The following is a 25,636-nucleotide window of genomic DNA, read 5'->3' as shown; positions in this document are numbered from 1 at the left end:
AGGTGATTGTTCGTGTCCGGACATTCAAAATGGGCAAATATAAAACATAGGAAAGCTGCCCAAGACGCAAAGAGAGGAAATCTTTTTCAAAAATTGGTACGAGCTATTATTGTTGCTGCTAAAGAAGGTGGCGGAGATCCTTCGATGAATGTTCGTCTTAAAACGGCTATAGATAGAGCCAAAGCCGCAAGTGTACCAAACGACAACATCACACGAGCCATAAAAAGAGGTACAGGAGAAATCGACGGAGCTTCCTACGAAGAGATTACATATGAAGGCTATGGTTCCAACGGTGTCGCGCTGATGATTGAAGCTCTGACCGATAACCGCAATCGTACTGCCGCTGATGTACGAGCCCTTCTCGCAAGGGGTGGCGGATCTCTTGGCGAATCAGGCTGTGTGGCATGGATGTTTGAGAGGAAGGGCGTTATCGAGGTCAAAGGAGAAAACATTGACGAAGAAACTATTATGCTTGCCTGCCTGGAAGCGGGAGCTGAAGATTTTGAAGAGATAGAAGGCGGATATACTGTCTATACCTCACCCGCCGCACTCAGTAATGTACAGGCAGCCCTTGAAGCCGCTGGGTATGAAGTGGCCAGCGCAGAGTCTGAAATGGTTCCTAACAACACCGTTGCTGTTGATACTGTTGAGCATGCGCAAAAAATCTTGAGGCTGCTCGAAAATCTTGAAGATCATGATGACGTTCAGAATGTTTATGCAAACTTCGACATTCCAGACGAAATTATGGAACAAATTGAGTAATAAAGCTTCTATCTCCTGTATTGGGATTGATCCTGGTTTAGGCCGTTTAGGATTTGCGTTGGTTAGAAAGGAAGGCCATTCCTTCTTCGCAGAGGAGTTTGGCTGCATTGAAACTCCCGCTAAAACCGATATTTCTCTGCGGCTCGAAATGATTTACAACAAACTTGGGGAGCGGATTCAATGCTGCTCCCCAGATTTTATGTCAGTGGAAAAACTTTTTTTCGGCAGAAATACAACCACTGCAGAATATGTGTGGCAGGCCCGTGGCATAGTTCTGCTTTTGGCATCTCAATATAAATTGCCTGTTTATGAACCCAAACCATCTCAAATAAAGGTTGCTGTTTGCGGTTTTGGCTCTGCTGATAAAAAACAAGTGCAAAGAATGGTACAGCGCATGCTGAATCTCAAGGAAATTCCAAAACCTGACGATGCGGCTGATGCTATAGCCATAGCCCTTACAGGCATAGCCCTTCATTCTTACAGCAAAAAAGCGAAAGCGGGTGGATTTTTATGTTGAGAAGTCTCGAAGGGAAAGTTCTCCATATCGGCGAAGAAAACGTTATACTTGATGTAAACGGCCTTGGTTTCGACATACTCTGTTCAGGAAGCGCACTTCGACTATGTGAAGACAATGAAACCATACGCCTCACGACCTACTTGCAGGTCTCTGAAAATGGCGCAACTCTCTTTGGCTTTTCCAGTGAGCAGGAACGGGAAGTTTTTATAAAGCTATTAACTGTAAAGGGGGTAGGAGGCCGAGTGGGGCTGGCCGTACTAAGAACACTTTCTCCAGCTCAGGTAATACGCTCAGTTGCAACTTCCGATATAGACACTTTTCTTCAGGTTCCTGGAGTTGGGAAGAAAACCGCTGAACGACTATGTTTTGAACTGAAACGCCATTTATCGGAAGAGATGCTTGCCGAACTTACAGAAGAAGAGGTTCCATCCGTATTGGTTAAAAACACAGTAGCGGCAGCCCTTCGGTCTCTCGGTTTTACACAAAACGAGGTCTATAGCGTTATGAATCGTCTAAAAAGAGAAATGGGATCTGAATTTGACACAACAAAAGAGGACGTTCTGCTTAAAAGAGCCCTTCGTGAGCTGAAAAGAAACTGAGGTGAAAAACGTGACAGAGGAAAGAACGAACTTTTTCGACCTTCAGAAAAAAGATTTTGAAGAAGAGCTCACTCTTCGCCCATCAAGTCTACAGGATTTTGTTGGACAGCAAAAACTTAAAGATAAGCTATCAATATATGTTCAAGCGGCTCGACAACGAAAAGAAGCCCTTGACCATATTCTTTTTTATGGCCCTCCAGGTTTGGGGAAAACAACCCTGGCTGGAATCATCGCCCATGAAATGGGGGGGCAGCTCCGAGTTACCACGGGGCCAGCTTTGGAAAAAGCTGGCGATATTGCCGCGATTTTATCGAATCTAGAACCTTTTGATGTGCTTTTTATCGACGAGATACATAGACTCCCTGCAAATGTTGAAGAGATTCTTTATCCAAGCATGGAGGATTTTAGCCTCCATATCATCGTTGGGAAGGGACCATTGGCCAATAACATCTGTTTGACCCTTCCGCCCTTCACCCTTGTGGGGGCGACAACGCGACTTGGGTTGCTCACTTCGCCCCTTCGGGCGCGATTTGGCATAGTAGAGCAACTGGCTCTCTACAATGAAGACGAAACTTCCGAAATAGTTCAAAGAGGCGCAAAGGTTCTGGGAATTGAAATTGAAGAGGAAGCCGCTTATGAAATAGCACGGAGGTCTCGAGGAACACCGCGGGTGGCTATCAGATTGCTTAAAAGAGTAAGAGACGTCGCAGAGGTTCGTCAATCCCCTTCTATCAATACAGCAGTAGCATCTGTTGCCTTGAATATGCTCGGCCTGGATACCCTTGGTCTTGATGACGGCGACCGCCGAATACTGCAAGTTATTGTTGAACTTTTCGATGGGGGACCAGTTGGCCTTTCAACAATAGCAGCCGCATTGAACGAAGAAGGTCAGACTATCGAGGATATTTATGAACCCTACCTTATTCAGAAAGGGCTGATAGAACGAACGCCACGAGGGAGAAAGGCCACACGAAATGGTTATCTTTATCTAGGCAAGAACCCTCCTGAGACTATAAGCGATCAACTAGAGCTTTATCAAGAGGAGGAATCTGGCATATGCAAGGAGTAGGCAAATTTCTTATTTCTACGGGAATCATACTTTGTATCGCCGGAGTTGTTGTCCTTTTTCTTGGCAGGTTCAATATTCCACTGGGGAAGCTGCCTGGAGACATTACCTATACTCGAAAAAACGTGACAGTCTTTGCCCCAATTACAACTATGCTGGTTGTCAGCGTCGTTTTAACGATCGTATTAAATGTTATTGGACGGTGGATGAAATAACAACAAAAGAGAAAAGGAGGAGCCACTCTCCCATGAAACGAATGATCTGGATCATCTTTTTATTAATACTCGCTGGGGCCAGCTTTTCAGATGCCCCCCTAATAAGCAGCTCCCGTGCAGAAGCAGAACCCAACCCCATAAGAGTTGGCGTGGGAATAGGTCTTTCACAGACAACCATTTCGGCGAAGTCTCCAATCATCTTGAAAGACGGCAACGGTAAAAAATTTCGGGCAAACAATAATATTACTATTGGATACGCAAGCAAAAATACAGTTAAGATTGGCAAACATTCTCTTAAACTTCCTCTGGAGTTAAGCTCTAAAGGCTTCTTAAAATTCAACAAAGTAGAGTACAGAGGCATTATTCGCATTCTCAGCAATGGCAACTCCTTTAATGTGGTCAATGTGTTAGACGTAGAAGACTACTTGAGAGGAGTTCTAAAAATGGAAACAAATCCTGCCTGGCATCTTGAGGCTTTAAAGGCTCAGGCTGTCATCTCTCGAACCTATGCTTTAAAGAACAGGGGGAAATATGGGAGTAAGGGATTTGATCTCACGGCAACCCCAAACTGCCAGGTTTATCGGGGAGTCAATGCTGAAACTTCCAGAACGGACCAGGCCATTAAAGAAACAAAAGGCGTTGTCGTAGTTTATGGTTCTGATTTAGCCCTTACCCCCTTTCATTCAGACAGTGGGGGCGCTACTGCCAATGTTGCTGAAGTATGGAGCAGTTCCATTCCATACTTGAGAGGTGTCAAGGAAGCCGCTTCCTATGATTCTCCCTATTCATCGTGGAATCTCACTCTCTCTTCACAGCAAATCCAGGAAGCACTCAATAAAACTGGAGCAAACGTCGGAGATGTCATAGATCTCCAAGTGAATCAGCGGGATGCTTTTGGCCGCCCTGTAACCCTTATAGCAAAGGGGAGCCATGGTACGAAGGAGATAAAGACACATCAATTCCGAATGGCTGTCGGCCCGACACAATTAAGAAGCACCTTCTTCACTATTAATGGGGAGACTGGCAGTTCTACAATCCAAGGGCCTCAACGCAATACTTCAACTGGGAGCCAGCCCACGTCATTAAAAAAAGAAGACCTTGGAGACATTAATGGCCCTATGACTTGGGAAGAAGAGCAGAGCCTCATCACATTGACACAGCAAGGTGCTTTTTCCGCTAATGAAATGATAGACATGCTTATGCACCCAGAAAAGAAAAAGACATATCTTTTGCAAGTATTAAAGAAGGGCACCCAACAAAAAGCAGCCGGGGCGCCATCTAAAGTTTCTGCCCAGAGCTCTTCAAGAAGACCATCTAAGGGAACCTTTGTTTTTTCTGGCAAGGGCTGGGGGCATGGTGTGGGCCTTTCACAATGGGGAGCCAAGAGTCTCGCTGAGCAGGGGTGGAAATATGCTAAAATACTTCAGCATTACTACCCAGGTACAAATCTTAAACAACGATAAGAAGGCGATGACGGTTTATGGCACCAAACCTTTACGACATAGAATCTTATGCTTATGATCTTCCTGAAGGTCGTATTGCACAAACTCCTGCCTCTCCTCGCAATCATTCGAGACTTCTTGTGCTCGATAAGAACAGCGGAACTATGATTCATTCTCGCTTTTACGAACTTCATCGTTTTTTGAAGGAAGGAGATGTCATAGTCTTAAACGACACGCGAGTTATTCCCGCCCGCCTCTTTGGCGTTAAAGAAAAGGGCAGTGCCCGAGCTGAAATACTGCTTCTCAAGCCGCTGGACGGGCTGTGGAAAAGATGGGAAGCTCTGGTTCGGCCGGGAAGGCGGCTTAGACCAGGAAGTATCGTTATCGTCAGGGAAGACATACCGGTACAGATACAGGGAGCATTAGCTGATGGAGTTCGTGTTGTCCGATTCCCAGAAGAATGTAATGTGCTGTCTTTGCTGGAAGAAGTGGGAGAAATTCCTTTTCCGCCCTACATAAAAAGCACCACGGCTACAGCACTAGACTATCAAACCGTTTTTGCAAAACGCAACGGATCGTCCGCAGCACCCACAGCAAGTTTGCACTTTACAGAAAATCAGCTGAGGGATCTTGAGGATAAACATGGCATAACTTTTGCCTGGGTTACTCTTCATGTTGGCTTAGGTACTTTCAGACCTGTCCAGGAAGAAGACATTCGTCAACACGTAATTCATGAAGAATATTGCGAGGTACCAGAGGAAACAGCGGCCCTCATACGAAAAACCAAAGAAGAGGGTCGCAGGATTATCGCTTCAGGCACTACAGTTGCAAGGACATTGGAGAGCATGGCAACCCATGATGAAAACGTTGTCCAGTACGGTAGAAAAAACACTTCTCTTTTTATCTATCCTGGTTACCAATTCTCAGTAATTGACGGTCTTATTACAAACTTTCATCTTCCCAGAAGTACCCTTCTTATGCTTGTAGCCGCTTTAGCGGGGTACGACAATATTATGGAGGTCTATGAAACAGCAGTGAAAATGGGGTATCGTTTCTTCTCTTTTGGAGATGCCATGCTGATACAGTAAGATAAGGAGGGTGGTGCTGCTATGTGGAAATGGGCTTGTCTCGTTCCTCATCCGCCTATCATTATTCCGGAAGTTGGGCGTGGCAATGAAAAAGAAGCTGTTCGTACTATTCAAGGCATGTCTGATCTGACACAAAGGCTTGAAAAAGAGAAGCCGGATATTCTCTTTTTACTTTCTCCCCATGCTCCTTACACTCGGGGACTTTTCTTTCTTGAAGCTCAGCTCTATAAAGGGGATCTTTCATTATTTGGTGTTCCTGAAATTTCAATGCAAATTAACGGCAACGAAGAAAAAACAGAGTTAATAAGCAACTATCTCAAACAAAGTGTACCAGTGGAAGTCATAAAAGAAAAGAAAGGGCATCTTGATCATGCTTCCCTTGTCCCCCTATACTTTTTTTATAAAAAATGGGGTTCTTTGCCCAACCTCATTTTGGCTAATCCTATAGGGCTGACCCTTGAGGAATCGGCTAAAGTCGGGGAAATGCTTCATCAATTCCGTGACGCCCTTCAATGGGGACTTGTTGCTAGCGGCGATCTTTCTCATCGAGTTAAACCTGGCGCCCCAGCCGGATATTCACCTCTTGGCGCATTCTTTGATGAACAGGTAGTTCGCGCAATTCAACACTCTGATCCAGATCTTCTTCTCAGTTTGCCTATGAGAACCATTGAAGAAGCCGGGGAATGCGGCCTGCGGTCAGTACTCATCTTTCTTGGTCTTTCTGGCCATACGACAAAACTTCTCTCTTATGAAGCGCCCTTTGGAGTCGGCTATGCTGTAGCTCTAGCCATCCCCCAAAAGACCTACCCAGGGCTAGCTCGTAAAACCATAGAAATGTATGTAAAAGAAAAACGGAAACCGACAAAAGATGAGCAAAAGTCTTGGTCTCCAGAAGAAGCACTAGACCAGAAGGGAGCCTGCTTCGTTTCTTTAAAAACAAAAGAAGGTCATCTGCGAGGGTGTATTGGCACTATTCTTTCCTCATATTCATCCCTTTCAGAAGAAGTAATAGAAAATGCTATTGCAGCTGCGTCAGAAGACCCCCGTTTTGCGCCGGTGGAACCAGAAGAATTAAAAAATATCGTCGTTTCTGTGGATATACTTTCAGAACCAGAAAAAATTGATTCAAAAGATGACCTGGATCCTAAACGATATGGAGTCATCGTTTCCAAGGGAATGAGAAAAGGGGTTCTTCTGCCGGATCTTGAGGGAGTGGATAGTGTAGAAAAGCAATTGACCATCGCTTCCCAGAAAGCTGGAATCTTTTCTCTTGACAATGTAACCATATATCGATTCACGGTACAGCGTTTCCCAGAAAGAAGGGACTGACCATGGCTTACGAAGCATCCTGGTGGCATAAAGAAGGAGGCACTGTTGTCTGCGATCTTTGTTTTCACCACTGTTCTTTAAGGTATGGCCAAAAAGGCTTTTGCGGCGTACGGATGAACCAGAAAGACAAGGGGCTTGTCAGCCTAAATTATGGTTTTGTATCCTCTGTAGGCATTGATCCAGTAGAAAAAAAACCTCTTTTTCACTGGAATCCAGGTACTTCCATTCTTTCTTTAGGAAGCATCGGGTGTAATATGCGCTGTCAATTTTGTCAGAACTGGCAGATATCCACATGTTCTGACACTGTTTCTCTTTCTTTTCTTCTGCCTTCTGAGCTGGTTGACATTGCAAAAAAAGAAAATATAAAATCTGTCGCCTTTACATATAATGAACCTTTTATCTGGTACGAATATGTGCTCGAATCAGCTATCAAACTTAAAAAAGAGGGCTTTTCTGTAGTGGTTGTTTCAAATGGCATGATCAACCCAGAGCCCTTGCAAGAACTGCTTCCATACATAGATGGAGCAAATATTGATATAAAGGCCTTTGATCCTCAAACGTATTCTTTTCTTGGCGGCGACCTTAGAAGTGTAAAAAGAACAGTGGAAGCTATGGCTAAAGCTCATGTTCATGTGGAGCTTACAAGCCTTATCGTTCCAGGAATTCACAACGATGTCCTATGGCTGGAGCCTCTTGCTCAATGGGCAGCTTCCGTGTCCCCCAATATAGTTTTGCATATTTCCAGATATTTCCCCAGTTACAAATGGCATCATCCAGCGACACCTCTGAACATGTTGAATGAAGCAAAAGAACGGGCAGCTCAATATTTGCCCTTTGTTTATCTAGGCAATATTGATACTCCAGCAGTCACTCTCTGCCCCAACTGCGGGGCGGCAGTCATAGAACGCCATGGATATAAGACACACATTATAAACCTGGATGAAAAAGGCAACTGTTCACTGTGTGGAAATCATATAGTTACTCTTACTTAAAAAGGAGAGCGAGAGCATGGATAAAATCATTGATGGTCTGTTATTCCTTATTGTCTCTATCTATATTGTTTTTATTAGCATGCAATCACCTCAAAGGTGGGATGAACAGTTTCCCTTAGGGAGAGGGGAGCCTGTTTCTGTGCTCGTGCTGCCAAGCCAGACCGCAAGAGAAATCGCTTCCAAGTTTCAGGACGCTGGTGTTGTAGGGAATTCGAAGGAGCTTGCATTTTGGATGAGTCGGTTAGGCATTGACCGAAAAATTAAAACTGGTATGTATTCCATACGCAAAGGTTCACCATGGGAAGTAGCAAGACAGTTGGGAAAAGCCACTCCTTTTCAGGATAAAATGACTTTAATTCCCGGATCTGATATTTTTTCCATCGCTGAGCAATTTCAATTTACAGAAGCAAAAGAACTGGCTTCCATTCTTCTGAAGGACGAGTTTTTTGATAATTCCCTTCTGTCATTACTCCCTGCCGATGCAGAAACTCGGGCTTCTTTTTTACTTCCAGATACATATTATGTAGCACAAACATCCCCTGAAGCCTTGATACAGGCTGGAACGGCTCTATGGTGGGAAAAGTTCGGTGACCGTGTAAAGGGTAACTCTCCTCAGGAAGTTACAGATTTAGCAATACTAGCCTCCCTCATTGAACGGGAAGCTAAAAGAGATGAAGAGCGTGCACTTATAGCAGGGGTCATTCAAAACAGGCTCGAGATAAAGATGCCTCTGCAAATCGATGCAACAGTTGTCTATGCCTGGAAAAGGGAGGGGGAGGTTCTTCAGCGAGTGCTTTACAAGCATCTGGAAGTGGAATCCCCTTATAATACCTATAAAAAACTAGGACTTCCTCCCACTGCAATCTGTGTACCTTCCAAGGCTTCATGGGAAGCGGCATTAGCCCCAGAAAAAACTGAGTATCTCTATTATGTAGCAAGGAAAAACGGCGAGCATATCTTTGCTAAAACATACAAGGACCATTTGGCCAACATTCGAAAGATACGGGGCGAAAAACAATGAAAGAAACGGTAAATACCCCTTCTGATATGATACAGCTTATCCTTTCGACGAATCCTGCATTCATAGTTCTTATAAGCTGGATAGTATCTGAATACGATGGGATTGGGTTTATACGTACAGACGACTCTCAAAAAGGAATTCTATCGTTCTTTTGCCCCCATGAAAGAGCAGAAGAAGGGAGAATACTTATGGAAAAGCTCTCGGAAGAGGGAATTCCTGTTAAGATAGAAGAGATAAAAGAATTCGAGAAAAGAGAGGGAGAAGACGAAGTATGAGCCATTTGGCGCTAAAAGAAGCACTAGAATCACTCCATCGTCATGACATAGATTTTGCAGATTTATTTTTTGAATCCTCTTCATTCCATAGCTCTTCTTTTGAAGATAAAACTATGGAAGAAATTAGCACTTCCCTCAGGGAAGGGGTAGGGGCAAGGATATTATTCAATGATTTGACATCTTTTGCCCATATGCCAGGTGTAACGCTCAAAGACGGCCTGACCGCACTGCAGGAAGCAGCTTTAAATATAGGGATTATCATCCCATCAACAACTTTGGATAACAACCTTCTCGAAAGAGTTGTAAGAGAAGTAATCCCTCCCCAACCAGCGGACCAGAAGTTTTTCCATTGTATCGACCAGGCTCTTCGGCAAAAAAGCTCTCTTGTGACTCAAGTTTCCATAAACTATACCCTTTCATCCCGTCAGATCGCTATCATTAACGATAAAGGTGAACTGAGAAAAGACGAAAGGGCCTATACAAGCTTTAGTGTAGAGGTTGTAGTAGAAAAAGAGGAACAGATACAGACAGGATATGAAAGTGCGGCAAGGGCAGAATCTCCTGATCTCTTTTGGCAACACCACGATCCAGACGCCCTCGCTCAAAGGGCCCTCGATGAGGCTCTATTAATGCTGGACGCTCCTGATTGCCCTGCAGGGACAATGCCTGTTTTGCTTTCCGGAGAAGCAGGCGGAACTCTTATTCATGAAGCTTGCGGCCATGGACTGGAAGCAGACATTATTCAAAAGGACTACTCCGTGTATCGCAATAAACTGGGAGAAAAAGTGGCGAGCCCTCTTGTGACCATGATTGACGACGGCACTATTTCAGGACTCTATGGCAGCTATTCTATCGATGATGAAGGGATGCCGGCAAAGCGAACAGTTCTCATAGAAAACGGGATTTTAAAGGCGTACTTGACAGATATGGTCTCATCAAAGAAAGATAATTTACCTCTTTCAGGCAATGGACGGCGGAGTTCATACAGAAATCCGCCTATCCCCCGCATGAGCAATACCTTTATTCTTCCAGGAAACAATGAACCTGAAGAAATGATCAAAGGCATAGATTATGGCCTGTATGTAAAGAGGATGGGTGGAGGAGAAGTAAACCCTACAACAGGAGATTTTGTTTTTCAGGTGACGGAGGGTTATCTTATTCAAAGGGGGAGCATAATCCATCCTGTAAAGGGTGCTCTTCTCACAGGAAATGGGCCGGAAGCCCTTATGGATATAGTAGGGGTAGGAAAAGATCTGCATTTTCTTCCAGGCACATGCGGCAAAGCTGGTCAATCAGTTCCAGTGACAGATGGACAACCATCACTGCTTATAAAAAAGATGACAGTTGGAGGAAGCTCGACAGACCATGAAACTCTTTAACTTTAAAAAGGGGAAAAAACGCGGACGCCCTAAACAAAAAAATGAAGAACGACAAAGAATTCGCGAGGATAGAATTCGCCGCCTGGCGAAGGGGATGCGTCTGTTTTTTTTCTTTTTACTTATTGGCGATATCTACGTCATAGCGTCTCTTTTCTCTTTTTGGACAGGAGAATTCGGTCTGTTCATTCGACAAATTCTTACACAAAGAGGGGGAGGGGCCGTTCTTATTATTCTCATATTCGGCGCTTATGTCTGTCTTTCCATTTTGTTGCATCGAAAGATCCAGCAGCTGGCAGTACAGACGTTGGCCACACTCTTTCTCTTTACGACAGGCGCACTCGTATTAGGCCTTCTGGAACGATTAAACGGCCCATCAGTATGGGGCGTACTGAAGCCTGGTTTTTTTGGACAAAACCTGACACAGTTCTTTTTAGTCAATGGAGGTTTTTTTGGAACTCTCCTTTTCTGCTTTGCAGCTCTTTTTACATCTACCGTTCTTTATGGTTTTATAAAAACAAGAACTATTTTAGCTTTCGGGCGAACCGTGCTAAGCGGCATTACGAATCTCCGGCCTTCAGAATCTAAAAAAACTGTGCAAATTGAAAATGAAAGTAACACAAATGCCTCAGCAGATGAAAGAACAGCCGCTATGGAAGCTGCGGGGACTACAGAAACTGATAAAGAAAACATTGCCGAATACGAAGATCTGCCAGTCATTACAACTTTTGAAAGAACTTCTTCCTTCGAGAGAACTTATGGCAAAGAAGATGGACATCTTGATAGCGAAACTAAAAAAGACGTGGACTTATCACCAAATGTTCGAATGATATTGAAAGAGGAAGACTCTACTGGCGTAGAAGGAGAAGCGTTACCTGAAATCGATATAAAGAAAGAAGACATGAAAGAAGAAATAACCGCAGGAAAATTCCCGCCCCCCCTGGAACTTTTTGGAGCTCCTGAGCCGCCAGAGCAGGATCTAGGAGAACAAAAAGCCAAGGAGCAGGCGGAGGCTATTATATCCACATTAGCCGACTTTGACGTACAGGCAGAACTGGCAGAAATAGTTATCGGCCCCACAGTCATTCAGTTTCAAGTGCAGCTCGCGCCAGGAATAAAAGTTAGTAAAATTGCAGGATTGGCAAATGATCTTGCTGTAGCACTTGCTGTCCCTGCCTTACGGGTAGAAGCACCTATTCCGGGAAAACCCTATGTAGGAATAGAGATTCCCAACCCTAAACGGAGAGGTGTACTGTTAAGACGAATTCTTGAATCGCAAGCCTTTGAACAAGCCGACTACAACCTTCCACTGCCAATGGGAGTACGAGTCGACTCAAGGCCCCTTATTATCGGTCTGGAAGATTTGCCCCATCTTCTTGTTGCAGGAACGACAGGTTCGGGAAAAAGCGTATTTGTAAATAGCTGTATCGCAGGACTTTGCTATTGTCGTAAACCGGAAGAACTCAGATTGCTTATGATCGACCCCAAACGGGTTGAGCTCAGCATTTATGAGCATTTGCCCCACATGTTGGCCAAACCAGTGACATCTCCTAAAAAAGCTATTCAAGCCCTGGCATGGGCAGTACGGGAGATGGAGCAGAGATACGACATTTTTGCAAAAGCTCGGGTTCGAAATCTGGCGGGATACAACGAAAAAGCAATACCCAAAGACAGGCTCCCACACATAGTCATAATAGTGGATGAGCTTGCAGATCTGATGTTTACCGCTCAAAAAGACGTGGAAGACTATATTTGCCGGCTTGCACAAATGGCAAGGGCTACAGGTATCCATCTTTTGCTCGCTACTCAGCGACCATCTGTAAATGTGGTTACAGGGCTTATTAAAGCGAATATCCCAGCCCGTGTCGCATTTACATTGCCGTCTCAGGCGGATTCCAGAACTATCATTGATGTTTCCGGAGCAGAAAAACTTCTAGGGAAAGGGGATATGCTTTTTGTCAGCCCCAGGTTCCCCAAGCCGGTGCGCCTCCAATCTCCCTATATAGAAGATGCCAAATCCCTTGAATTCATCAATTATATGAAGGCTCTTTTTGGTAAACCGGAGTATATTGATATAGAAGAACAGGGGGGGAGCAGTGGAGATGGCTCTGGTGCCGACTCTCCTTTTACTGATGATCCTTTGCTCGAAGAAGCTATGCAAATTATCCTTGACTCTGGCATCGCCTCAGCAAGCCGCCTGCAGAGGCAGCTCCGTATAGGTTTTACTCGGGCCGCCCGCCTTATAGACACGATGGAACAGCTTGGGATCGTAGGGCCTCCTGAAGGTTCTAAGCCGCGTGAAATTCTTGTAGATGATCAAAGGGCACTGGAGATTTTAGATGAACACATCTAAAACTGGGATTTTTCACTTAAATGGCTGGGAGCTGCGTTCAAGCCGTTTTAACAAAGTTCCGACCATCCTTCTCATAGCAGGTGGGCGAGCACCTTCAGTGGAGTGGCTTGTGCAGACTGCCTCGCTTTTTGACGAAATCTGGTGCGCTGACGCGGGAATCGACATATGCAAGAAGACCGGCATTGTGCCCCACTACCTTGTAGGAGACAGTGACAGCAGCTCTCTAGAAGGGAGGACATGGGCTGAAAAAATGGGGGTTCATATAGAAACATATCCTGTAGATAAGGAATATACTGACCTTCAGCTTACACTTAGAAGAATAGGCGAAACCTATTCTTCGCCGGAAGTTGTACTTACAGGATGTTGGGGAGGCCGTCTTGACCATACCTGGAGCAATATTTTTTCTGCCCTGTGGGCTGAAGACTGGGGTGTTCATATTCGAAGCCTCTGTGACGACAAGGAAGCGCTCTTTATTCTTCAGGGAGCAGAGCAGGTTTCTTTCTGTTTTGATAGACCCGAACCAGAGATAATATCCCTATTCGCTTTGGAAGAAAAGGTGGAAGGTGTATCTATTCGGGGAACTCGCTGGGAACTGGAAAATGTTTCCCTTGAAATGGTGCGGCCTTATGCTATAAGCAACAGGCTCGAAAAAAGCAGAGAGGATTACGTTGAAATCTCAGTAGACAAAGGAAGGCTTGCAGTGTATCTTTACTGGACAGAATAAAAAAGCGGGCTGACTATACAGCCCGCTTGACTTTGCCAGATTTAAGGCATTTTGTACAAATTTTCATGCGTCGTGTTTCGCCAGCGCCAAGATCAACCTTCACATTCTGCAGATTGACAAGCCAACGTCTTCTTGTATGACGATTGGAATGGCTGACAGCGTTTCCTGTAACAGGTCCGCGGCCGCAACATTCACAAACTCTAGCCATTGATTTTCCGCCTCCTCCGAAGGAAATAATGTTCGAACAGGTGGATTTTATCACAGGTTAGGCAGGTAGAGCAATTGTTCTATGTAAAAAAGGGGGATCAATTATGAATTTCAGTCAGAAATTAGATGAAATACAAAAGATCGTACATACATTAGAGAAAGATGAACTGCCTCTTGAAGCAGCCCTGGAGCTGTTTGAGCAGGGCGTGAGCCTCGTAAAAGAATGCCAGGTCTATTTAACACAGGCCGAGCAAAAAATTTTTCTTCTAACCAACTCTGGAAAAGAAGAGCCGTTGAACATGGAGCTCAAAGAAAACAATGATGAATGACATGGTAAAAAGAGAGCTTGAAAAAAACCGAGTATGGTTTGAGGACCACCTTAACTCTCTGTGTTCATCAAGACCTGAAAACATTCCCCCCCGGCTTTGGGAATCCATGACATACTCTCTTCAGGCAGGGGGAAAAAGACTTCGTCCCATATTATGTGTCAAAGCAGCAGAATCAGTGGGAGGGGAAAAAGAAAAGGTTCTTCCCATGGCATTAGCACTGGAAATGGTTCATACTGCTTCTTTAATACACGATGATCTTCCGGCCATGGATAATGATTCTCTTAGACGGGGAAAACCCACAAACCATATGATCTATGGCGACGCATTGGCTATTCTTGCTGGTGACGCCCTCCTGGCATGGGCCTTTGAATATTCTCTTAATGGGCTCATGGATAGAGGAGTGCCCCCTTCTTCTATAGTTCAGGCGCTTTCTATTTTTGCCCAGGCAGTAGGACCTTCCGGAATATGTGGTGGGCAAGTTCTCGATACCGACCCCGCAAGCTTTACTTCGTCACTTTCCTTTGTAGCCAATATTGCTCTACAAAAGACAGCTGTGCTTCTTCAGGCATCATTGGTTACGGGAGCTATTCTGGGCGGAGCTTCTAAAGAAATAGCGGGAGCTTTTGGAAAATACGGACGCCATTTGGGTTTGGCGTTCCAGATTGTTGACGATATACTAGATGTAACGTCTTCACCAGAAGAACTAGGGAAAACTCCCGGTAAAGATGCGGCGCAACAAAAAATTACGTTTGTCACACAGTTCGGATTGGAAGAGGCTCGTAAAATGGCTTTAAAAGAAAGTAAAGAGGCTGCAGAATCTCTCTTTATGCTAGGTTCCTCAGCAGTTTTTTTCCAAAAACTGGCTCTCTCCCTTTCCAAACGAAGTCGTTGACATCGTAAAGGAGGCAACACTGCAAAAATCATGCGAATTTTGAACAAACTGACAGACTATCGTGATCTAAAAGATATGTCCCGCGGAGCTCTGGATTTTTTATGCCAGGATATACGGGAAGAGATTATACGAGTTGTAACCAAAAACGGGGGACATCTAGCATCGTCTCTTGGCGCCGTTGAACTTATCGTGGCACTATTGCGGCAATTCAACCCCCTTGAAGATAGAATTATTTTCGACGTAGGACATCAGGCCTACGCTTATAAGATTCTCACTGATAGAAAAGATCAGTTTGCCACCCTTCGTCAATGGGGTGGAATAAGCGGCTTTCCCAAGCGTGAAGAAAGCCCCTGTGACCATTTCAACGTTGGACATAGCAGTACTTCTTTATCCGCTGCCCTAGGGTACTGTAAAGCCCGTGATATTCAGAACCAAAAGCACCATGTGGTGGCTGTCATTGGCGATGGAGCTCTTTTGAATGGATTGTCCTTTGAAGCCTTAAACTACACAAAAGACGCCCATACCAAAGTGATATACATACTGAATGACAATAAAATGTCCATCGGCCATCGTGTTGGAGGCTTTGCATCTCATTTGGCCAAATTAAGCTCTAGCCAGGCATATAACAGCTTGAAGAAATATATTAAAGAGTCCTGCGCCTCTATACCTCAGGGTCAGTCAATAGAAAATGTTTTGGCTAAATTTAAGGACCATATAAAATCCCTGGTGAAACCTGACAATATCTTTGACGAACTTGATATCAATTATTGGGGCCCCTTTGACGGACATAACATAGAGGAAATGGAAACGGTTCTTAAAATGGCAAAAAGCTATCATAAGTCCGTACTGATCCATGTAGTGACGAAAAAGGGGAAAGGGCTTCCCTGTGCTGAAGAACATCCTGACACCTATCATGGAGTACCTGTAAATGGATTTGTAAAAAAAACTACAGGTACAAGCTGGAGTGCTTCCGCTACTGAAGTATTATGCTCAATGGCAGAAAAGGATTCCCGTATAGTCTGTCTCACAGCAGCCATGAAGAATGGAACCCGCCTCGATGAATTTGCCCTCCGTTTTCCCGACCGTTTCTTTGATGTGGGAATAGCCGAAGAGCACATGTTTACCATGGCGGCCGGGATGGCGGCCGGCGGGCTCAGACCTGTTGTGTTCATCTATTCCACCTTTCTTCAAAGGGCTATGGATCAGCTGGCCCACGATATCGCCCTTCAAGATCTCCCTGTGGTCATAGCCGTGGATAGAGGAGGCCTTGTCGGTGAAGACGGAGAAACGCATCAGGGACTTTTTGATATTGCCTGGTGCAAAACTATACCTAACGTAAATATGCTTATTCCTAGAGACAGGATAGATCTCGAAAAAGCCTTTCAGTTCGGCCTGGCTCACCATAAGCCAACAATCATCCGATATTCAAGGGGAATTGCCCCGGAAGCAATAATTCGTCATGAGACAACGCCGGCATTATCCCCTTTTCAGAGTGAAATCCTGATGGATGGTAAGGAGTGGACCCTTATAGGGATGGGGGCAACCATTGATCTTTGCCTAAAAAGCCGGGAAAGGGCCATAGAGGAAGGAGTACCAGCCCCATCTGTTATGGATCTTCGCTGTGCCAAACCCCTGGACTGGACCACCCTTGACAAAACCCTCCAAAAGGATAACCTCGTAATCATTTTGGAAGAGGGGTATAAATTCGGCGGGGTAGGCGAAGCCATTGCGTCCAGAAGCGCAGAATTCGCTTTTAAAGCCCGTGTTCTCCCTTTAGGGATCCCCGATCTCTTCGTTCCTCACGGAACACCCGCAATTCAAAGAGAATTCTGCGGCTTAACGTATCAGAGAGTGGTGAATTGTTATAAAGAAGAAACTCAAAGAAAGAGTCGATAAACTTATTGTAGAAAGAAAACTGGCTGCTACAAGGGCGAAGGCTCAGGCTCTCATTCTGGAAGGCAAGGTCTTCTCATCCCAGCAAAAAATAGATAAAGCAGGAACCTTGCTTCCGGAAGACGCACCTCTTGAAATAAGAACAGACGAGAGTGAATGGGTGAGCAGAGGCGCCTATAAACTTCTACGGGCTCTCGAGGTTTTTCCTGTGGATCCGAAAGGCAAGGTTTGCATGGATTTGGGAGCATCTACCGGTGGTTTTACAGATGTTCTTCTTGCTAGAGGGGCCCGTCGAGTTTACGCAGTGGATGTGGGCTATGGCCAGTTAGCCTGGAAATTACGAAACGATTCAAGAGTGGTCGTTATGGAACGAACTAACGCCCGCTATTTGCAGCGGGAGCATTTTGATGAGCCTCTGGACATGGTGACCATTGATGCTTCCTTTATTTCATTGAAGCTCCTCCTCCCTGTAGTTGACAGTCTTATTTCAAAGGGAGGAAGTATAATATGTCTTGTAAAACCACAGTTTGAGGCAGGGAAAGACCGCCTTGGTAAGGGTGGAATCGTTCGAAAGCCCGAAATTCATAAAGATATTCTCACGGAGGTTGCTTTTTTTATAGAAGAACAAACAACGTTGTGGCTTAAGGGAGCTACATGGTCCCCCATAAAAGGGCCAAAAGGAAACATAGAGTTTTTATTCTACCTGCAAAAAAATGGGCATGGGAATTCTCATGCCATTGATTTTGATACACTAGTAGAAGAAAGCCATAGAACTCTTATAAATTGAGAAGAAAGGGAAGAGAATTGATGGAAAAGAAGATTGGCATGCTCGTCAACACACAAAAGAAAGGTGCACTCGATATGGCCAACCGTCTTGTTCAATGGGGGAAAAAGAAAGGAATAGTTTTTCTCTTTCCACCCCACGAAGCTTCCATATTGGGGGTGCAAGCGACTCCTGACGACGTATGGAAATCCACAATAGACTTCGCTGTGGTTATTGGCGGTGATGGTACCTTTCTACGGGCAAGCCGATATATACTCAATCACTCTATTTCCCTATATGGTATTAATCTCGGACACCTAGGATTTCTAGCTTGCGGGAAACCAGAAGAAGCCGAAGCTGACCTGGAACAGATTTTACGTGAAGAATACGCACTGCAGCAGCATCGTATCCTTGAGGGAATTATCTGGAGGGAAGGACGGCGCAAGCATACGCTCTATGCCCTCAACGATCTCGTTCTTACCAAAGGGGCCTTTGCCAGAGTCATTACTATAGAAATCCGCATAGACAATCGTTATTTCAATATGTTACCGGCAGATGGCGTTATTGTTTCCACTCCTACAGGTTCAACCGCATACGCTCTTTCAGCGGGAGGGCCCATTGTGCCTCCCCATGTTCCTTGTATGGTGCTTGCTCCCATCTGTGCCCACACCTTATATGCCCGTCCCGTTATCGTAGGAGAAAATGACGTTATCAGCCTCATCCCTCGTGGAACCCATCGTGACCTTATGCTAACCCAGGATGGGCAGCTTGGATATGAGATTTTGCCAGGTGACCGTATCGAGCTTTCTCTTTCCCGAGATAAAGTTGTCAATGTCGTGACACTGCCTCAAAGAACATACTTTGATCTCCTACAGGAAAAGCTGAAGTGGGGACAAGGTATCGAGCGAAACGAAAACAAGGAGTGAGGCCGGTGCTCGAAGAGCTTTCGTTACGAAATATAGGAGGGCTGGATTCTGCCCACCTACACTTTAAGGGGCGTTTTATAGCCATTACTGGTGAAAGCGGCGCGGGGAAAAGCAGCATTGTGAGGGCTCTGGAGTTTGCCAGTGGCAAGAGGGCCCAATCTGAGCTGATTCGGGCCGGTGAGGAAGAAGCAGAAGTAATTGCCCTTTTTTTCTGCCCTAGAACCCTTCGGTTACCAGAAGAGATAAGCTCTGAAGAGGGAAACCTCTTTTTAAAACGAGTCTTTACAAGAAATGGACGAGGAAAGACCTTCATACAGGGAAAGCTTTTTCCTCTCTCACTTTTTAATGAAGTGGCAGCACCCCTATTGCGCATACAAAGCCAGTTCGCACAACTTGAGCTTCTTGATTCAGACAGACAACGGGACATACTCGACAGTTATGGCGGCGAAGAAATAATTTGTCTGAAAAACGAATTACGTTCCGTCTTTTCTAATGCTCTGTTGAAAGAGAAGGAGCTGCGGTCCATAGAAAAGAAACAAAAGGAAGTTATAGATCGATATGAGAATGCCAATTCGATCCTTCAGTCCTTTAAGAGCATTTCTCCTGAACCCAACAGCGAGGCGATATGGGAGGGACGTCTTGAAAGGATATCTAAAAGCATAGATGAACATACCAAACTAGAGCAGATACTCGCGTGGTTAACAGGAGGAAAAACTGGGGAGGGCATCACTGACTCTATAGAGAACCTGTGCCTCGAGTTGACTCAGATTATTTCCCCTGATACTGAAAAGGGCTCTAAATATCAAGAGCTGGGGAACAGCGCCCTTGTCTTCTTACAGAAACTTTCCCAAAGTTTAACCGTTCTTTTATCAGAACAATCACTTTCGGATCTTTATGCCGAGCAGGAAGAAATTGAAAATAAATTAGGAACGCTGCGAAAGCTTAAGCGTTTGGCAGGCGCCAGGACCCTTGAAGAACTTACCAACTATTGCAAAGAGGCTGAAATGAACCTGACATGGCTCAATGAGAGCTATCGACGCTCAGAGCAAAGTGGAGCAGAAGCGAAGAAACTGAGAAGAGAAGCGAGCAGACTGGCACTTGAGCTCAGGAAGAAGAGGGAAAGAACAGCCCGTTCCCTTGAAGAGGCCGTCAATCATTCTCTCCGGGACATGGCCATGGAGGATATAACATTTTCAATAACCCTCTCAGACCTTGGCAAGATTAAAAGTACCGGTGCTGATGAAATATCGTTTTTAATGGCAAGCGGAATGATGCCTCCTGGACCAGTAATGAAAATAGCCTCAGGAGGGGAGTTGAGCAGGCTGCTGTTAGCTTTGCAACTGGCCCTTCCTGATAGCCAACTTCCTGGAACCCTCGTATTTGATGAGGTTGAAGCTGGGCTGGGGGGGAAAGCCGCGGTCTTAGCCGGATACAAGCTCAGAGAACTTGCAGAAAAGTGCCGGGTAATATTGATCACCCATGAAGCTACTATAGCGGCATTAGCTGAACAACACTTTGTAGTGGCCCGACAAGAGAATAAAAGCTTTATTAAAGAAATAGAAAAGGACGAGCGAGTACTTGAGATTGCCAGGATGCTTTCGGGAAACACAACTCTTCTAGAAGCCCAGGAACATGCCGGTAAACTTCTATCTCAATAGTTGACTTCTTATTCGAAGAAACGTACAATGCTAAAGCTTATGTATAAATAACGCTTGGGATAGGTTTAAAAGCGAAAGCTACCTACACATACCCAGCGGGAGGAGGACATTTCTTAATGTATGCTATTGTAGAAACAGGTGGAAAACAGTATAGGGTAGAGTCTGGAGACGTAGTGCGTATCGAAAGCCTTCACGTAGATGAAGGGGCATCTCTGGTCTTTGATAAGATTCTTATGGTATCTAATGACAGTGAAGTTCAGGTGGGGACACCTTATCTTTCTGACGCAACAGTAAATGCTACTGTCGTTCGGCACGGAAGAGCCCCAAAGATTCTTGTCTTCAAGTATAAAAGCAAGAAGAATTACCGACGGATGAGGGGACATCGTCAGAATTTTACAGAAGTTAAAATCGACTCCATCAACGCCTAGATAAGGCGTAACGATCTCTCACAGTTATGACAATTATTACTATTACAAGACAAAGCGGGGAGATCGTTTCAGTGGAAGCAATGGGGCACTCTGGATACGCTAAAGCAGGAAGTGACATTGTTTGTGCAGGAATATCAGCACTTGTTCAAGCTTTAGCAGTGGGAATCAAAGAGGTGGCCTGCGTCGAGAAAGCTTCTTTTTTAGTGGATGAAGAAAACGCCACCATAAAGATATGGTGGCCCAGAACCGAAAAAAAAGAGATACAGGTGCTGGCTGAAACAATAGTTTTATCTCTAAAGACAATTTCTGAAAGTTATGCCGGTTATGTTAAATTTATGGAGGTGCGAAAATAATGCGTATCAATTTTTTTGATCTGCAGTTCTTTGCTCATAAAAAGGGTCAGGGAAGCACAACAAACGGCCGAGACAGCATTGGCAAACGGCTTGGAATAAAGAAATACGCAGGTGAAGTAGTGAAAGGCGGAAATATCCTTGTTCGTCAGCGCGGGACAAAAGTCCATCCAGGCTTGAATGTGGGGCGCGGGAAGGATGACACTCTTTTTGCTCTTTCAGCAGGAGTTGTGAAATATCATACAAAAGGTGACAGGAAATTTGTTTCTATAGAAACTATGTAACCCTTATGACGATAAATTTTATGTCATTTAAGTTTATATTTTGTATATAAAAACAAGGGCCTTGCAGATCGGCCCTTGTTTTTCATTAGAACACCGGATGGTGGTAAAGTATGAAATTTGTTGATCTAGTACGTATTATGGTCAGAGCCGGACGAGGCGGAAACGGCTGCATTAGCTTTCGCCGTGAGAAGTTTGTCCCAAAAGGCGGCCCAGATGGAGCTAACGGCGGCAACGGTGGTAATATCATTCTCAAAGCAGTAGAGGGCATTCATACCTTAGCTGACTTCGAATTTGAAAAGAAATTTAGAGCAGAACATGGTGAATCTGGACAAGGACAAAAGAAAGTCGGTAAGACAGGTAAAGACCTTATTATTCTCGTCCCCTGTGGTACTATAGTATACGATGAGAATACTGGCGAACCACTCGCCGACCTTGTAGAACCTGGCGACCAGGTAGTAGCAGCAAAGGGAGGCAAGGGAGGCAGAGGGAATATGCATTTTGCAACCTCTATGAGAAGGGTTCCAAGATTCTCAGAAAAAGGCGATGAAGGAGAAGAAAGAAACCTGCGGCTTGAACTCAAACTCATTGCAGATGTCGGATTAGTAGGCCTTCCTAATGCAGGGAAATCAAGTCTTTTGGCCGCAATTTCCAATGCGCGGCCTAAGATAGCTGGATACCCCTTTACAACACTTTCTCCTAATCTAGGGATCCTTGCGGTAGATGACGATCGAATTGTAGTCGCAGATGTGCCTGGACTAATAGAAGGCGCGCACGAGAATAAAGGGCTGGGTATATATTTTCTCCGCCATATAGAGCGGACCCGTGTTCTTATTCATGTTCTTGACCTAAGTGTGGGCACCCCAGAGGATGTGCTTTACCAATGGGAAGTCATTTGCAGTGAATTTAAAGCCTATAAGGAAAGTCTTCTAGAAAGGCCTTATATGGTGGTGGGCAACAAGATAGATATAGAGCGAGGCCGTGAAAATGCCCCAGCTATAGAGTCTTTTATGAAAGCCAGGAATATCCCCTATTACAACACAAGTGCCATTACTGGCGAAGGGATAGCCGAGTTTATGGGAAATATCGTAGCACTGTGCAGAGAACATACCAGGCCTCACAGCGAGATACGTCTATTTGAAACTCTGGAACACCCAGAAGAAAGAACTGCAACTTCAAGAAGAAGATTTGAAAAGGCCCGTGTTGTCAAACTTGAAGATGACGCTGGATTCAGAGTCATCCATGAAGGACTGGAAAAAATACTGAAGCGTTACGATTTTGAACAAGACGACGCGTTGTATCATTTCGCAAGGCTTCTCAAAAAATATCGTATTGAAGAGCTTTTGGAAAAAGAAGGTGCCAAAGAAGGAGATACTGTGGTTATAGGGGAAATAGAATTCGAATACCAACCCGAACAGGTTCAAGAGTAAAAGCGGGAGGACAATACTTGTGAATTTGGACGGACATGTGATTCGAACTAGAAAAATAGGAATAATGGGTGGGACATTCGATCCCATCCATTATGGTCATCTTCTGGCAGCGGAAGAAACCTTTTTTGCGTTGGGTCTTGATGAGGTAATATTTGTCCCTACCGGAGATCCGCCACATAAACGCATGAAGGGCGTTTCCTTAGCGGAAGATCGCTATACTATGACACTATTGGCAACGCTTGCCAATCCTCATTTCAAACTGTCGAGGATTGAAATTGACCGCAAAGAGTCTAGCCATACAGTAGACACGTTGCGGGAGATGCGCCATTGGTACGCGCCGGATAGCGTTCAATTTTTCTTTATTACTGGCCTTGATGCCGTGCTAAACATCACTACATGGAAAGAATACAGGACTCTTCCTACGTTATGCAAGATTGTTGCAGTTAATAGACCAGGCTACCAAACAGAAAAATTGGGTTTACTTCCTGATCTATTGCCAGAAGAGTTTAAAGGACATGTTATACCTCTTGAAACGCCTCTTCTTTCCATTTCCAGCACAGAAATTAGGAAACGCATTGAAAGCGGAAAAAACATACGCTATTTAGTGCCGGAGCTTGTAGAACGGTATATCTATAAAAAAGGTCTATACAAAAGGATTGGGCGGTGAGTGGAATGAAAATCACCAAAATTGCGTTAATTGCCACTTTAGCTGTACTTTCAATAGGAGCAGGTGTTTTCTTTCGACTGCAGAACATTGTTGCCCCTCAACCAGAACATATAAAAGAAAGTATTTCCTATGACAAGGAAACTGGGAATATAAATGTTCTCGTAGTAGGCATTGATGATGTGGAAGGAGGACATCGTTCTGATACCATTGGACTTGCGACCATTGACATAGACGATAAAATAGTTCGTTTCATGTCTCTTCCAAGAGATACACGAGTACAAATCCCGGGGCATGGCTGGCAAAAACTCAATCACGCCTATGCTTACGGTGGAACTGACCTGTTACGGCAAACAATTATCAATTATCTTGGTCTTCCAGTTAATTACCATGTATTGGTCAACTATGAAAGCTTCCCTAAAATAGTTGACATGATTGGTGGAGTAGAGATCAACGTGGAAAAAAGACTATACTATCAGGATAAGGCAGGAAAACTTTTCATCAATATACCCAAAGGACTGCAACAAATGAACGGAAAGACAGCCCTTGAATATGTACGTTTTAGAAATGATGCCTTGGGAGATATTGGAAGAGTACAGCGACAACAGCAATTTATCAAAGCAGTCATGAAAAAGGTACAATCACCAGAGATGCTGCCAAAGCTGCCAGACTTCGCAAAGGAGATCCTTAATCTCGTCAATACGAACATGACAATGACCCAGGCAGTACAGTTGACTTCCTATCTCCGAGATATAAATACTCAAAATATGGCATTTTTTACATTGCCAGGGAAAGCCGCTTATATATCTAATGTAAGCTACTGGCTTGGAGACCTCGCTGCGGCATCAACCTTACTCAGCGGCCCGTTGCCTGGAGAAGAAAGTGCCGCAGAAGAAGCCGCAACTCAAACAGCAGCTATACAGACAGTAGAAGAACAGAACTTAATGGAACTTGTAAAAAAGCTGAATATGCCTATAGCTATTCTTAACGGAGACGGGCAAGCGGGACTAGGCAAGACAGCTTCTTCCTATTTCCAAAAAGCCGGAATTGACGTCGCCTATGTAGGAAATGCCAAACATTATGACTACCATTATTCAAGCATACAATACCCGACCAAAAAGGGCGATGAAACACAGCAAAACGCAAATATACTCAAAGAGATCTGTGGTATTTCGAATCAGCTTGTACAAGTAAACGAAACAATAGCCCACGTAACGCTTGTACTTGGACACGATAAGGATACAATATTAAACAGGGTAAAGAACATTACAACAAAACAGTAAAGGGAGGGATTATCCGCGAATGAGTGATAAAATGGAGTTAATGAACCAATATATGTTTTTACTTGACGCTCTGGCCGATAAAAGGGGCCTAGATATTACCCTGATGGATCTTGGGGAAAAATCAACCATATCAGATACCTTTATACTCGTGACGGCCAATTCAGATATTCATATGGGAACCCTGCTAAACTCAACAGAAGAAGCACTCGACAAAAAAGGGATGTCATCGATTATAGAAGGACGCAACAGCACCCAGTGGTGCCTGATAGATGCGGGAAACATTGTTATTCATATATTTAGCCGCAAAGGACGGGAATTTTATCATTTAGAAAAGGTCTGGGGAGATTGTCCTTCTTATTCATACGAATATCTTGACTAATAAAATTTAAAGCTCAATTTTTTTCTTAAAAGAATTATAAGTAGAATTTGAAGCTCAAAGAGCAAAGAGATCCGTAAACTACCTGCGGATCTCTTTTTATTATTTTTTACAAGAGCTAAATACTGAAGATAAAGAGAGGGATTATTTTATTCCAGAGGAGAGAAGTAAAGGAGCGTAGTTTTAGATGGTGTCATATAATGTACCTTATGTTGCGCAAAAGATCAAATCAAGTGTGCTAGCCGGCATTATCTTGAAACTTCAAAGGCCCCCTCTAAAAAGATGTAATTTGCTGTTTATTTCCCTTTATTTTATCTATTATTTAGTATTAAACATAAAGAAGAAAATGGAGGTCCTGATTTTTATTTTGGACCTCCATTAAATATAGAATGAAATT

At 44.4% G+C, this 25,636-nt stretch carries 28 protein-coding genes; 27 read left to right on the top strand and 1 reads right to left on the bottom strand.

Annotated features, from left to right (window positions below; genetic code table 11):
* The first annotated feature begins 12 nt into the window (after nucleotides 1–12).
* From B2U56_RS03955 to B2U56_RS03890, 14 genes are read left to right on the top strand one after another with little or no spacing between them, the layout of a single operon-like run.
* On the top strand, nucleotides 13–762 hold the full coding sequence (locus B2U56_RS03955) for a YebC/PmpR family DNA-binding transcriptional regulator (RefSeq protein WP_286952465.1): 750 nt from the start codon (nucleotides 13–15) through the stop codon (nucleotides 760–762).
* Nucleotides 716–1,279, top strand: a complete 564-nt coding sequence (gene ruvC, locus B2U56_RS03950) for a crossover junction endodeoxyribonuclease RuvC (protein ID WP_148211399.1) — start codon at nucleotides 716–718, stop codon at nucleotides 1,277–1,279. Before B2U56_RS03955 ends, ruvC begins: the two co-directional genes overlap by 47 nt.
* The gene (gene ruvA, locus B2U56_RS03945; protein ID WP_286952463.1) at nucleotides 1,273–1,878 is read left to right on the top strand and encodes a Holliday junction branch migration protein RuvA; all 606 of its coding nucleotides are present in this window, start codon (nucleotides 1,273–1,275) and stop codon (nucleotides 1,876–1,878) included. The genes ruvC and ruvA overlap by 7 nt, the downstream gene beginning before the upstream one ends.
* Nucleotides 1,879–1,888: 10 nt before the next feature.
* Complete coding sequence (ruvB, locus tag B2U56_RS03940) at nucleotides 1,889–2,947, top strand: Holliday junction branch migration DNA helicase RuvB (protein WP_286952461.1); 1,059 nt, start codon at nucleotides 1,889–1,891, stop codon at nucleotides 2,945–2,947.
* Entirely contained in the window at nucleotides 2,935–3,159 is a 225-nt protein-coding gene (locus B2U56_RS03935; RefSeq protein ID WP_286952459.1) for a DUF2905 domain-containing protein, read from the top strand. The genes ruvB and B2U56_RS03935 overlap by 13 nt, the downstream gene beginning before the upstream one ends.
* Before the next feature lie 32 nt (nucleotides 3,160–3,191).
* Entirely contained in the window at nucleotides 3,192–4,622 is a 1,431-nt protein-coding gene (locus B2U56_RS03930) for a SpoIID/LytB domain-containing protein (RefSeq protein WP_286952457.1), read from the top strand.
* A gap of 17 nt (nucleotides 4,623–4,639) precedes the next feature.
* Entirely contained in the window at nucleotides 4,640–5,689 is a 1,050-nt protein-coding gene (gene queA / locus B2U56_RS03925) for a tRNA preQ1(34) S-adenosylmethionine ribosyltransferase-isomerase QueA (protein ID WP_286952455.1), read from the top strand.
* A gap of 21 nt (nucleotides 5,690–5,710) precedes the next feature.
* Nucleotides 5,711–7,018 carry an AmmeMemoRadiSam system protein A gene (gene amrA / locus B2U56_RS03920; protein ID WP_286952453.1) on the top strand — a complete coding sequence of 436 codons (1,308 nt, stop codon included), beginning with the start codon at nucleotides 5,711–5,713 and terminating at the stop codon, nucleotides 7,016–7,018.
* A gap of 2 nt (nucleotides 7,019–7,020) precedes the next feature.
* Nucleotides 7,021–8,010, top strand: coding sequence for an AmmeMemoRadiSam system radical SAM enzyme (gene amrS / locus B2U56_RS03915; RefSeq protein WP_286952451.1), 990 nt, complete (start codon nucleotides 7,021–7,023; stop codon nucleotides 8,008–8,010).
* A 16-nt stretch (nucleotides 8,011–8,026) separates the two neighbouring features.
* The gene (gene mltG, locus B2U56_RS03910) at nucleotides 8,027–9,031 is read left to right on the top strand and encodes an endolytic transglycosylase MltG (RefSeq protein WP_286952449.1); all 1,005 of its coding nucleotides are present in this window, start codon (nucleotides 8,027–8,029) and stop codon (nucleotides 9,029–9,031) included.
* Nucleotides 9,028–9,306, top strand: a complete 279-nt coding sequence (locus B2U56_RS03905) for a hypothetical protein (RefSeq protein WP_286952447.1) — start codon at nucleotides 9,028–9,030, stop codon at nucleotides 9,304–9,306. Before mltG ends, B2U56_RS03905 begins: the two co-directional genes overlap by 4 nt.
* Complete coding sequence (locus B2U56_RS03900) at nucleotides 9,303–10,685, top strand: TldD/PmbA family protein (protein WP_286952445.1); 1,383 nt, start codon at nucleotides 9,303–9,305, stop codon at nucleotides 10,683–10,685. The genes B2U56_RS03905 and B2U56_RS03900 overlap by 4 nt, the downstream gene beginning before the upstream one ends.
* Entirely contained in the window at nucleotides 10,672–13,035 is a 2,364-nt protein-coding gene (locus B2U56_RS03895; protein WP_286952444.1) for an FtsK/SpoIIIE family DNA translocase, read from the top strand. Before B2U56_RS03900 ends, B2U56_RS03895 begins: the two co-directional genes overlap by 14 nt.
* Entirely contained in the window at nucleotides 13,022–13,759 is a 738-nt protein-coding gene (locus B2U56_RS03890; RefSeq protein WP_286952442.1) for a thiamine diphosphokinase, read from the top strand. The genes B2U56_RS03895 and B2U56_RS03890 overlap by 14 nt, the downstream gene beginning before the upstream one ends.
* A gap of 13 nt (nucleotides 13,760–13,772) precedes the next feature.
* Here the strand turns inward: B2U56_RS03890 and rpmB are convergent, their stop codons facing one another.
* The gene (gene rpmB / locus B2U56_RS03885; RefSeq protein WP_013048251.1) at nucleotides 13,773–13,967 is read right to left on the bottom strand and encodes a 50S ribosomal protein L28; all 195 of its coding nucleotides are present in this window, start codon (nucleotides 13,965–13,967) and stop codon (nucleotides 13,773–13,775) included.
* Nucleotides 13,968–14,070: 103 nt separating this feature from the next.
* On the opposite strand from rpmB, the gene xseB reads away from it, so the two are divergent.
* The 13 genes from xseB to rsfS all read left to right on the top strand — a co-directional run bounded on the left by xseB (nucleotide 14,071) and on the right by rsfS (nucleotide 25,242).
* Complete coding sequence (xseB, locus tag B2U56_RS03880) at nucleotides 14,071–14,295, top strand: exodeoxyribonuclease VII small subunit (protein ID WP_013048250.1); 225 nt, start codon at nucleotides 14,071–14,073, stop codon at nucleotides 14,293–14,295.
* Nucleotides 14,285–15,187 carry a polyprenyl synthetase family protein gene (locus B2U56_RS03875; protein WP_286952440.1) on the top strand — a complete coding sequence of 301 codons (903 nt, stop codon included), beginning with the start codon at nucleotides 14,285–14,287 and terminating at the stop codon, nucleotides 15,185–15,187. Before xseB ends, B2U56_RS03875 begins: the two co-directional genes overlap by 11 nt.
* 30 nt (nucleotides 15,188–15,217) lie before the next feature.
* Nucleotides 15,218–17,083 (top strand): 1-deoxy-D-xylulose-5-phosphate synthase, encoded by a 1,866-nt coding sequence (gene dxs / locus B2U56_RS03870; protein WP_286952438.1) that lies wholly within the window; start codon nucleotides 15,218–15,220, stop codon nucleotides 17,081–17,083.
* Nucleotides 17,052–17,867, top strand: a complete 816-nt coding sequence (locus B2U56_RS03865) for a TlyA family RNA methyltransferase (RefSeq protein WP_286952499.1) — start codon at nucleotides 17,052–17,054, stop codon at nucleotides 17,865–17,867. The genes dxs and B2U56_RS03865 overlap by 32 nt, the downstream gene beginning before the upstream one ends.
* A gap of 20 nt (nucleotides 17,868–17,887) precedes the next feature.
* Nucleotides 17,888–18,769: an NAD(+)/NADH kinase gene (locus tag B2U56_RS03860; protein WP_013048246.1), complete on the top strand. Its 882-nt coding sequence runs from the start codon at nucleotides 17,888–17,890 to the stop codon at nucleotides 18,767–18,769.
* 5 nt (nucleotides 18,770–18,774) lie between these two features.
* Entirely contained in the window at nucleotides 18,775–20,427 is a 1,653-nt protein-coding gene (locus B2U56_RS03855) for a DNA repair protein RecN (protein WP_286952437.1), read from the top strand.
* Nucleotides 20,428–20,543: 116 nt separating this feature from the next.
* On the top strand, nucleotides 20,544–20,855 hold the full coding sequence (gene rplU / locus B2U56_RS03850; protein ID WP_013048244.1) for a 50S ribosomal protein L21: 312 nt from the start codon (nucleotides 20,544–20,546) through the stop codon (nucleotides 20,853–20,855).
* 26 nt (nucleotides 20,856–20,881) lie between these two features.
* Nucleotides 20,882–21,208 (top strand): ribosomal-processing cysteine protease Prp, encoded by a 327-nt coding sequence (locus B2U56_RS03845; RefSeq protein WP_013048243.1) that lies wholly within the window; start codon nucleotides 20,882–20,884, stop codon nucleotides 21,206–21,208.
* Nucleotides 21,208–21,489, top strand: a complete 282-nt coding sequence (rpmA, locus tag B2U56_RS03840) for a 50S ribosomal protein L27 (protein ID WP_013048242.1) — start codon at nucleotides 21,208–21,210, stop codon at nucleotides 21,487–21,489. Before B2U56_RS03845 ends, rpmA begins: the two co-directional genes overlap by 1 nt.
* 110 nt (nucleotides 21,490–21,599) lie before the next feature.
* The gene (obgE, locus tag B2U56_RS03835) at nucleotides 21,600–22,916 is read left to right on the top strand and encodes a GTPase ObgE (RefSeq protein WP_286952434.1); all 1,317 of its coding nucleotides are present in this window, start codon (nucleotides 21,600–21,602) and stop codon (nucleotides 22,914–22,916) included.
* 19 nt (nucleotides 22,917–22,935) lie between these two features.
* Nucleotides 22,936–23,583 carry a nicotinate-nucleotide adenylyltransferase gene (gene nadD, locus B2U56_RS03830; RefSeq protein ID WP_286952432.1) on the top strand — a complete coding sequence of 216 codons (648 nt, stop codon included), beginning with the start codon at nucleotides 22,936–22,938 and terminating at the stop codon, nucleotides 23,581–23,583.
* Between the two features lie 5 nt (nucleotides 23,584–23,588).
* Nucleotides 23,589–24,863: an LCP family protein gene (locus tag B2U56_RS03825; protein ID WP_286952497.1), complete on the top strand. Its 1,275-nt coding sequence runs from the start codon at nucleotides 23,589–23,591 to the stop codon at nucleotides 24,861–24,863.
* Between the two features lie 19 nt (nucleotides 24,864–24,882).
* Complete coding sequence (rsfS, locus tag B2U56_RS03820; protein WP_286952430.1) at nucleotides 24,883–25,242, top strand: ribosome silencing factor; 360 nt, start codon at nucleotides 24,883–24,885, stop codon at nucleotides 25,240–25,242.
* The last annotated feature ends 394 nt before the right edge of the window (nucleotides 25,243–25,636 follow it).

The organism is Aminobacterium sp. UBA4987, from assembly GCF_002396985.1.
GTDB classification, from domain to species: Bacteria; Synergistota; Synergistia; order Synergistales; family Aminobacteriaceae; genus Aminobacterium; species Aminobacterium colombiense.
Note: the sequence above shows the minus strand (reverse complement) of the source record. Positions and strands in the feature narration are given on the sequence as shown.

What these genes read in the sequence shown, in the direction of transcription:
- ruvC (WP_148211399.1), top strand. Translation starts at nt 716, where the DNA reads ATGCAAACTTCGACATTCCAGACGAAATTATGGAACAAATTGAGTAAT.
- ruvA (WP_286952463.1), top strand. Translation starts at nt 1,273, where the DNA reads ATGTTGAGAAGTCTCGAAGGGAAAGTTCTCCATATCGGCGAAGAAAAC.
- B2U56_RS03935 (WP_286952459.1), top strand. Translation starts at nt 2,935, where the DNA reads ATGCAAGGAGTAGGCAAATTTCTTATTTCTACGGGAATCATACTTTGT.
- B2U56_RS03930 (WP_286952457.1), top strand. Translation starts at nt 3,192, where the DNA reads ATGAAACGAATGATCTGGATCATCTTTTTATTAATACTCGCTGGGGCC.
- queA (WP_286952455.1), top strand. Translation starts at nt 4,640, where the DNA reads ATGGCACCAAACCTTTACGACATAGAATCTTATGCTTATGATCTTCCT.
- amrA (WP_286952453.1), top strand. Translation starts at nt 5,711, where the DNA reads ATGTGGAAATGGGCTTGTCTCGTTCCTCATCCGCCTATCATTATTCCG.
- amrS (WP_286952451.1), top strand. Translation starts at nt 7,021, where the DNA reads ATGGCTTACGAAGCATCCTGGTGGCATAAAGAAGGAGGCACTGTTGTC.
- mltG (WP_286952449.1), top strand. Translation starts at nt 8,027, where the DNA reads ATGGATAAAATCATTGATGGTCTGTTATTCCTTATTGTCTCTATCTAT.
- B2U56_RS03905 (WP_286952447.1), top strand. Translation starts at nt 9,028, where the DNA reads ATGAAAGAAACGGTAAATACCCCTTCTGATATGATACAGCTTATCCTT.
- B2U56_RS03900 (WP_286952445.1), top strand. Translation starts at nt 9,303, where the DNA reads ATGAGCCATTTGGCGCTAAAAGAAGCACTAGAATCACTCCATCGTCAT.
- B2U56_RS03895 (WP_286952444.1), top strand. Translation starts at nt 10,672, where the DNA reads ATGAAACTCTTTAACTTTAAAAAGGGGAAAAAACGCGGACGCCCTAAA.
- B2U56_RS03890 (WP_286952442.1), top strand. Translation starts at nt 13,022, where the DNA reads ATGAACACATCTAAAACTGGGATTTTTCACTTAAATGGCTGGGAGCTG.
- rpmB (WP_013048251.1), bottom strand. Translation starts at nt 13,967, where the DNA reads ATGGCTAGAGTTTGTGAATGTTGCGGCCGCGGACCTGTTACAGGAAAC.
- xseB (WP_013048250.1), top strand. Translation starts at nt 14,071, where the DNA reads ATGAATTTCAGTCAGAAATTAGATGAAATACAAAAGATCGTACATACA.
- B2U56_RS03875 (WP_286952440.1), top strand. Translation starts at nt 14,285, where the DNA reads ATGATGAATGACATGGTAAAAAGAGAGCTTGAAAAAAACCGAGTATGG.
- dxs (WP_286952438.1), top strand. Translation starts at nt 15,218, where the DNA reads ATGCGAATTTTGAACAAACTGACAGACTATCGTGATCTAAAAGATATG.
- B2U56_RS03860 (WP_013048246.1), top strand. Translation starts at nt 17,888, where the DNA reads ATGGAAAAGAAGATTGGCATGCTCGTCAACACACAAAAGAAAGGTGCA.
- rplU (WP_013048244.1), top strand. Translation starts at nt 20,544, where the DNA reads ATGTATGCTATTGTAGAAACAGGTGGAAAACAGTATAGGGTAGAGTCT.
- B2U56_RS03845 (WP_013048243.1), top strand. Translation starts at nt 20,882, where the DNA reads ATGACAATTATTACTATTACAAGACAAAGCGGGGAGATCGTTTCAGTG.
- rpmA (WP_013048242.1), top strand. Translation starts at nt 21,208, where the DNA reads ATGCGTATCAATTTTTTTGATCTGCAGTTCTTTGCTCATAAAAAGGGT.
- obgE (WP_286952434.1), top strand. Translation starts at nt 21,600, where the DNA reads ATGAAATTTGTTGATCTAGTACGTATTATGGTCAGAGCCGGACGAGGC.
- B2U56_RS03825 (WP_286952497.1), top strand. Translation starts at nt 23,589, where the DNA reads ATGAAAATCACCAAAATTGCGTTAATTGCCACTTTAGCTGTACTTTCA.
- rsfS (WP_286952430.1), top strand. Translation starts at nt 24,883, where the DNA reads ATGAGTGATAAAATGGAGTTAATGAACCAATATATGTTTTTACTTGAC.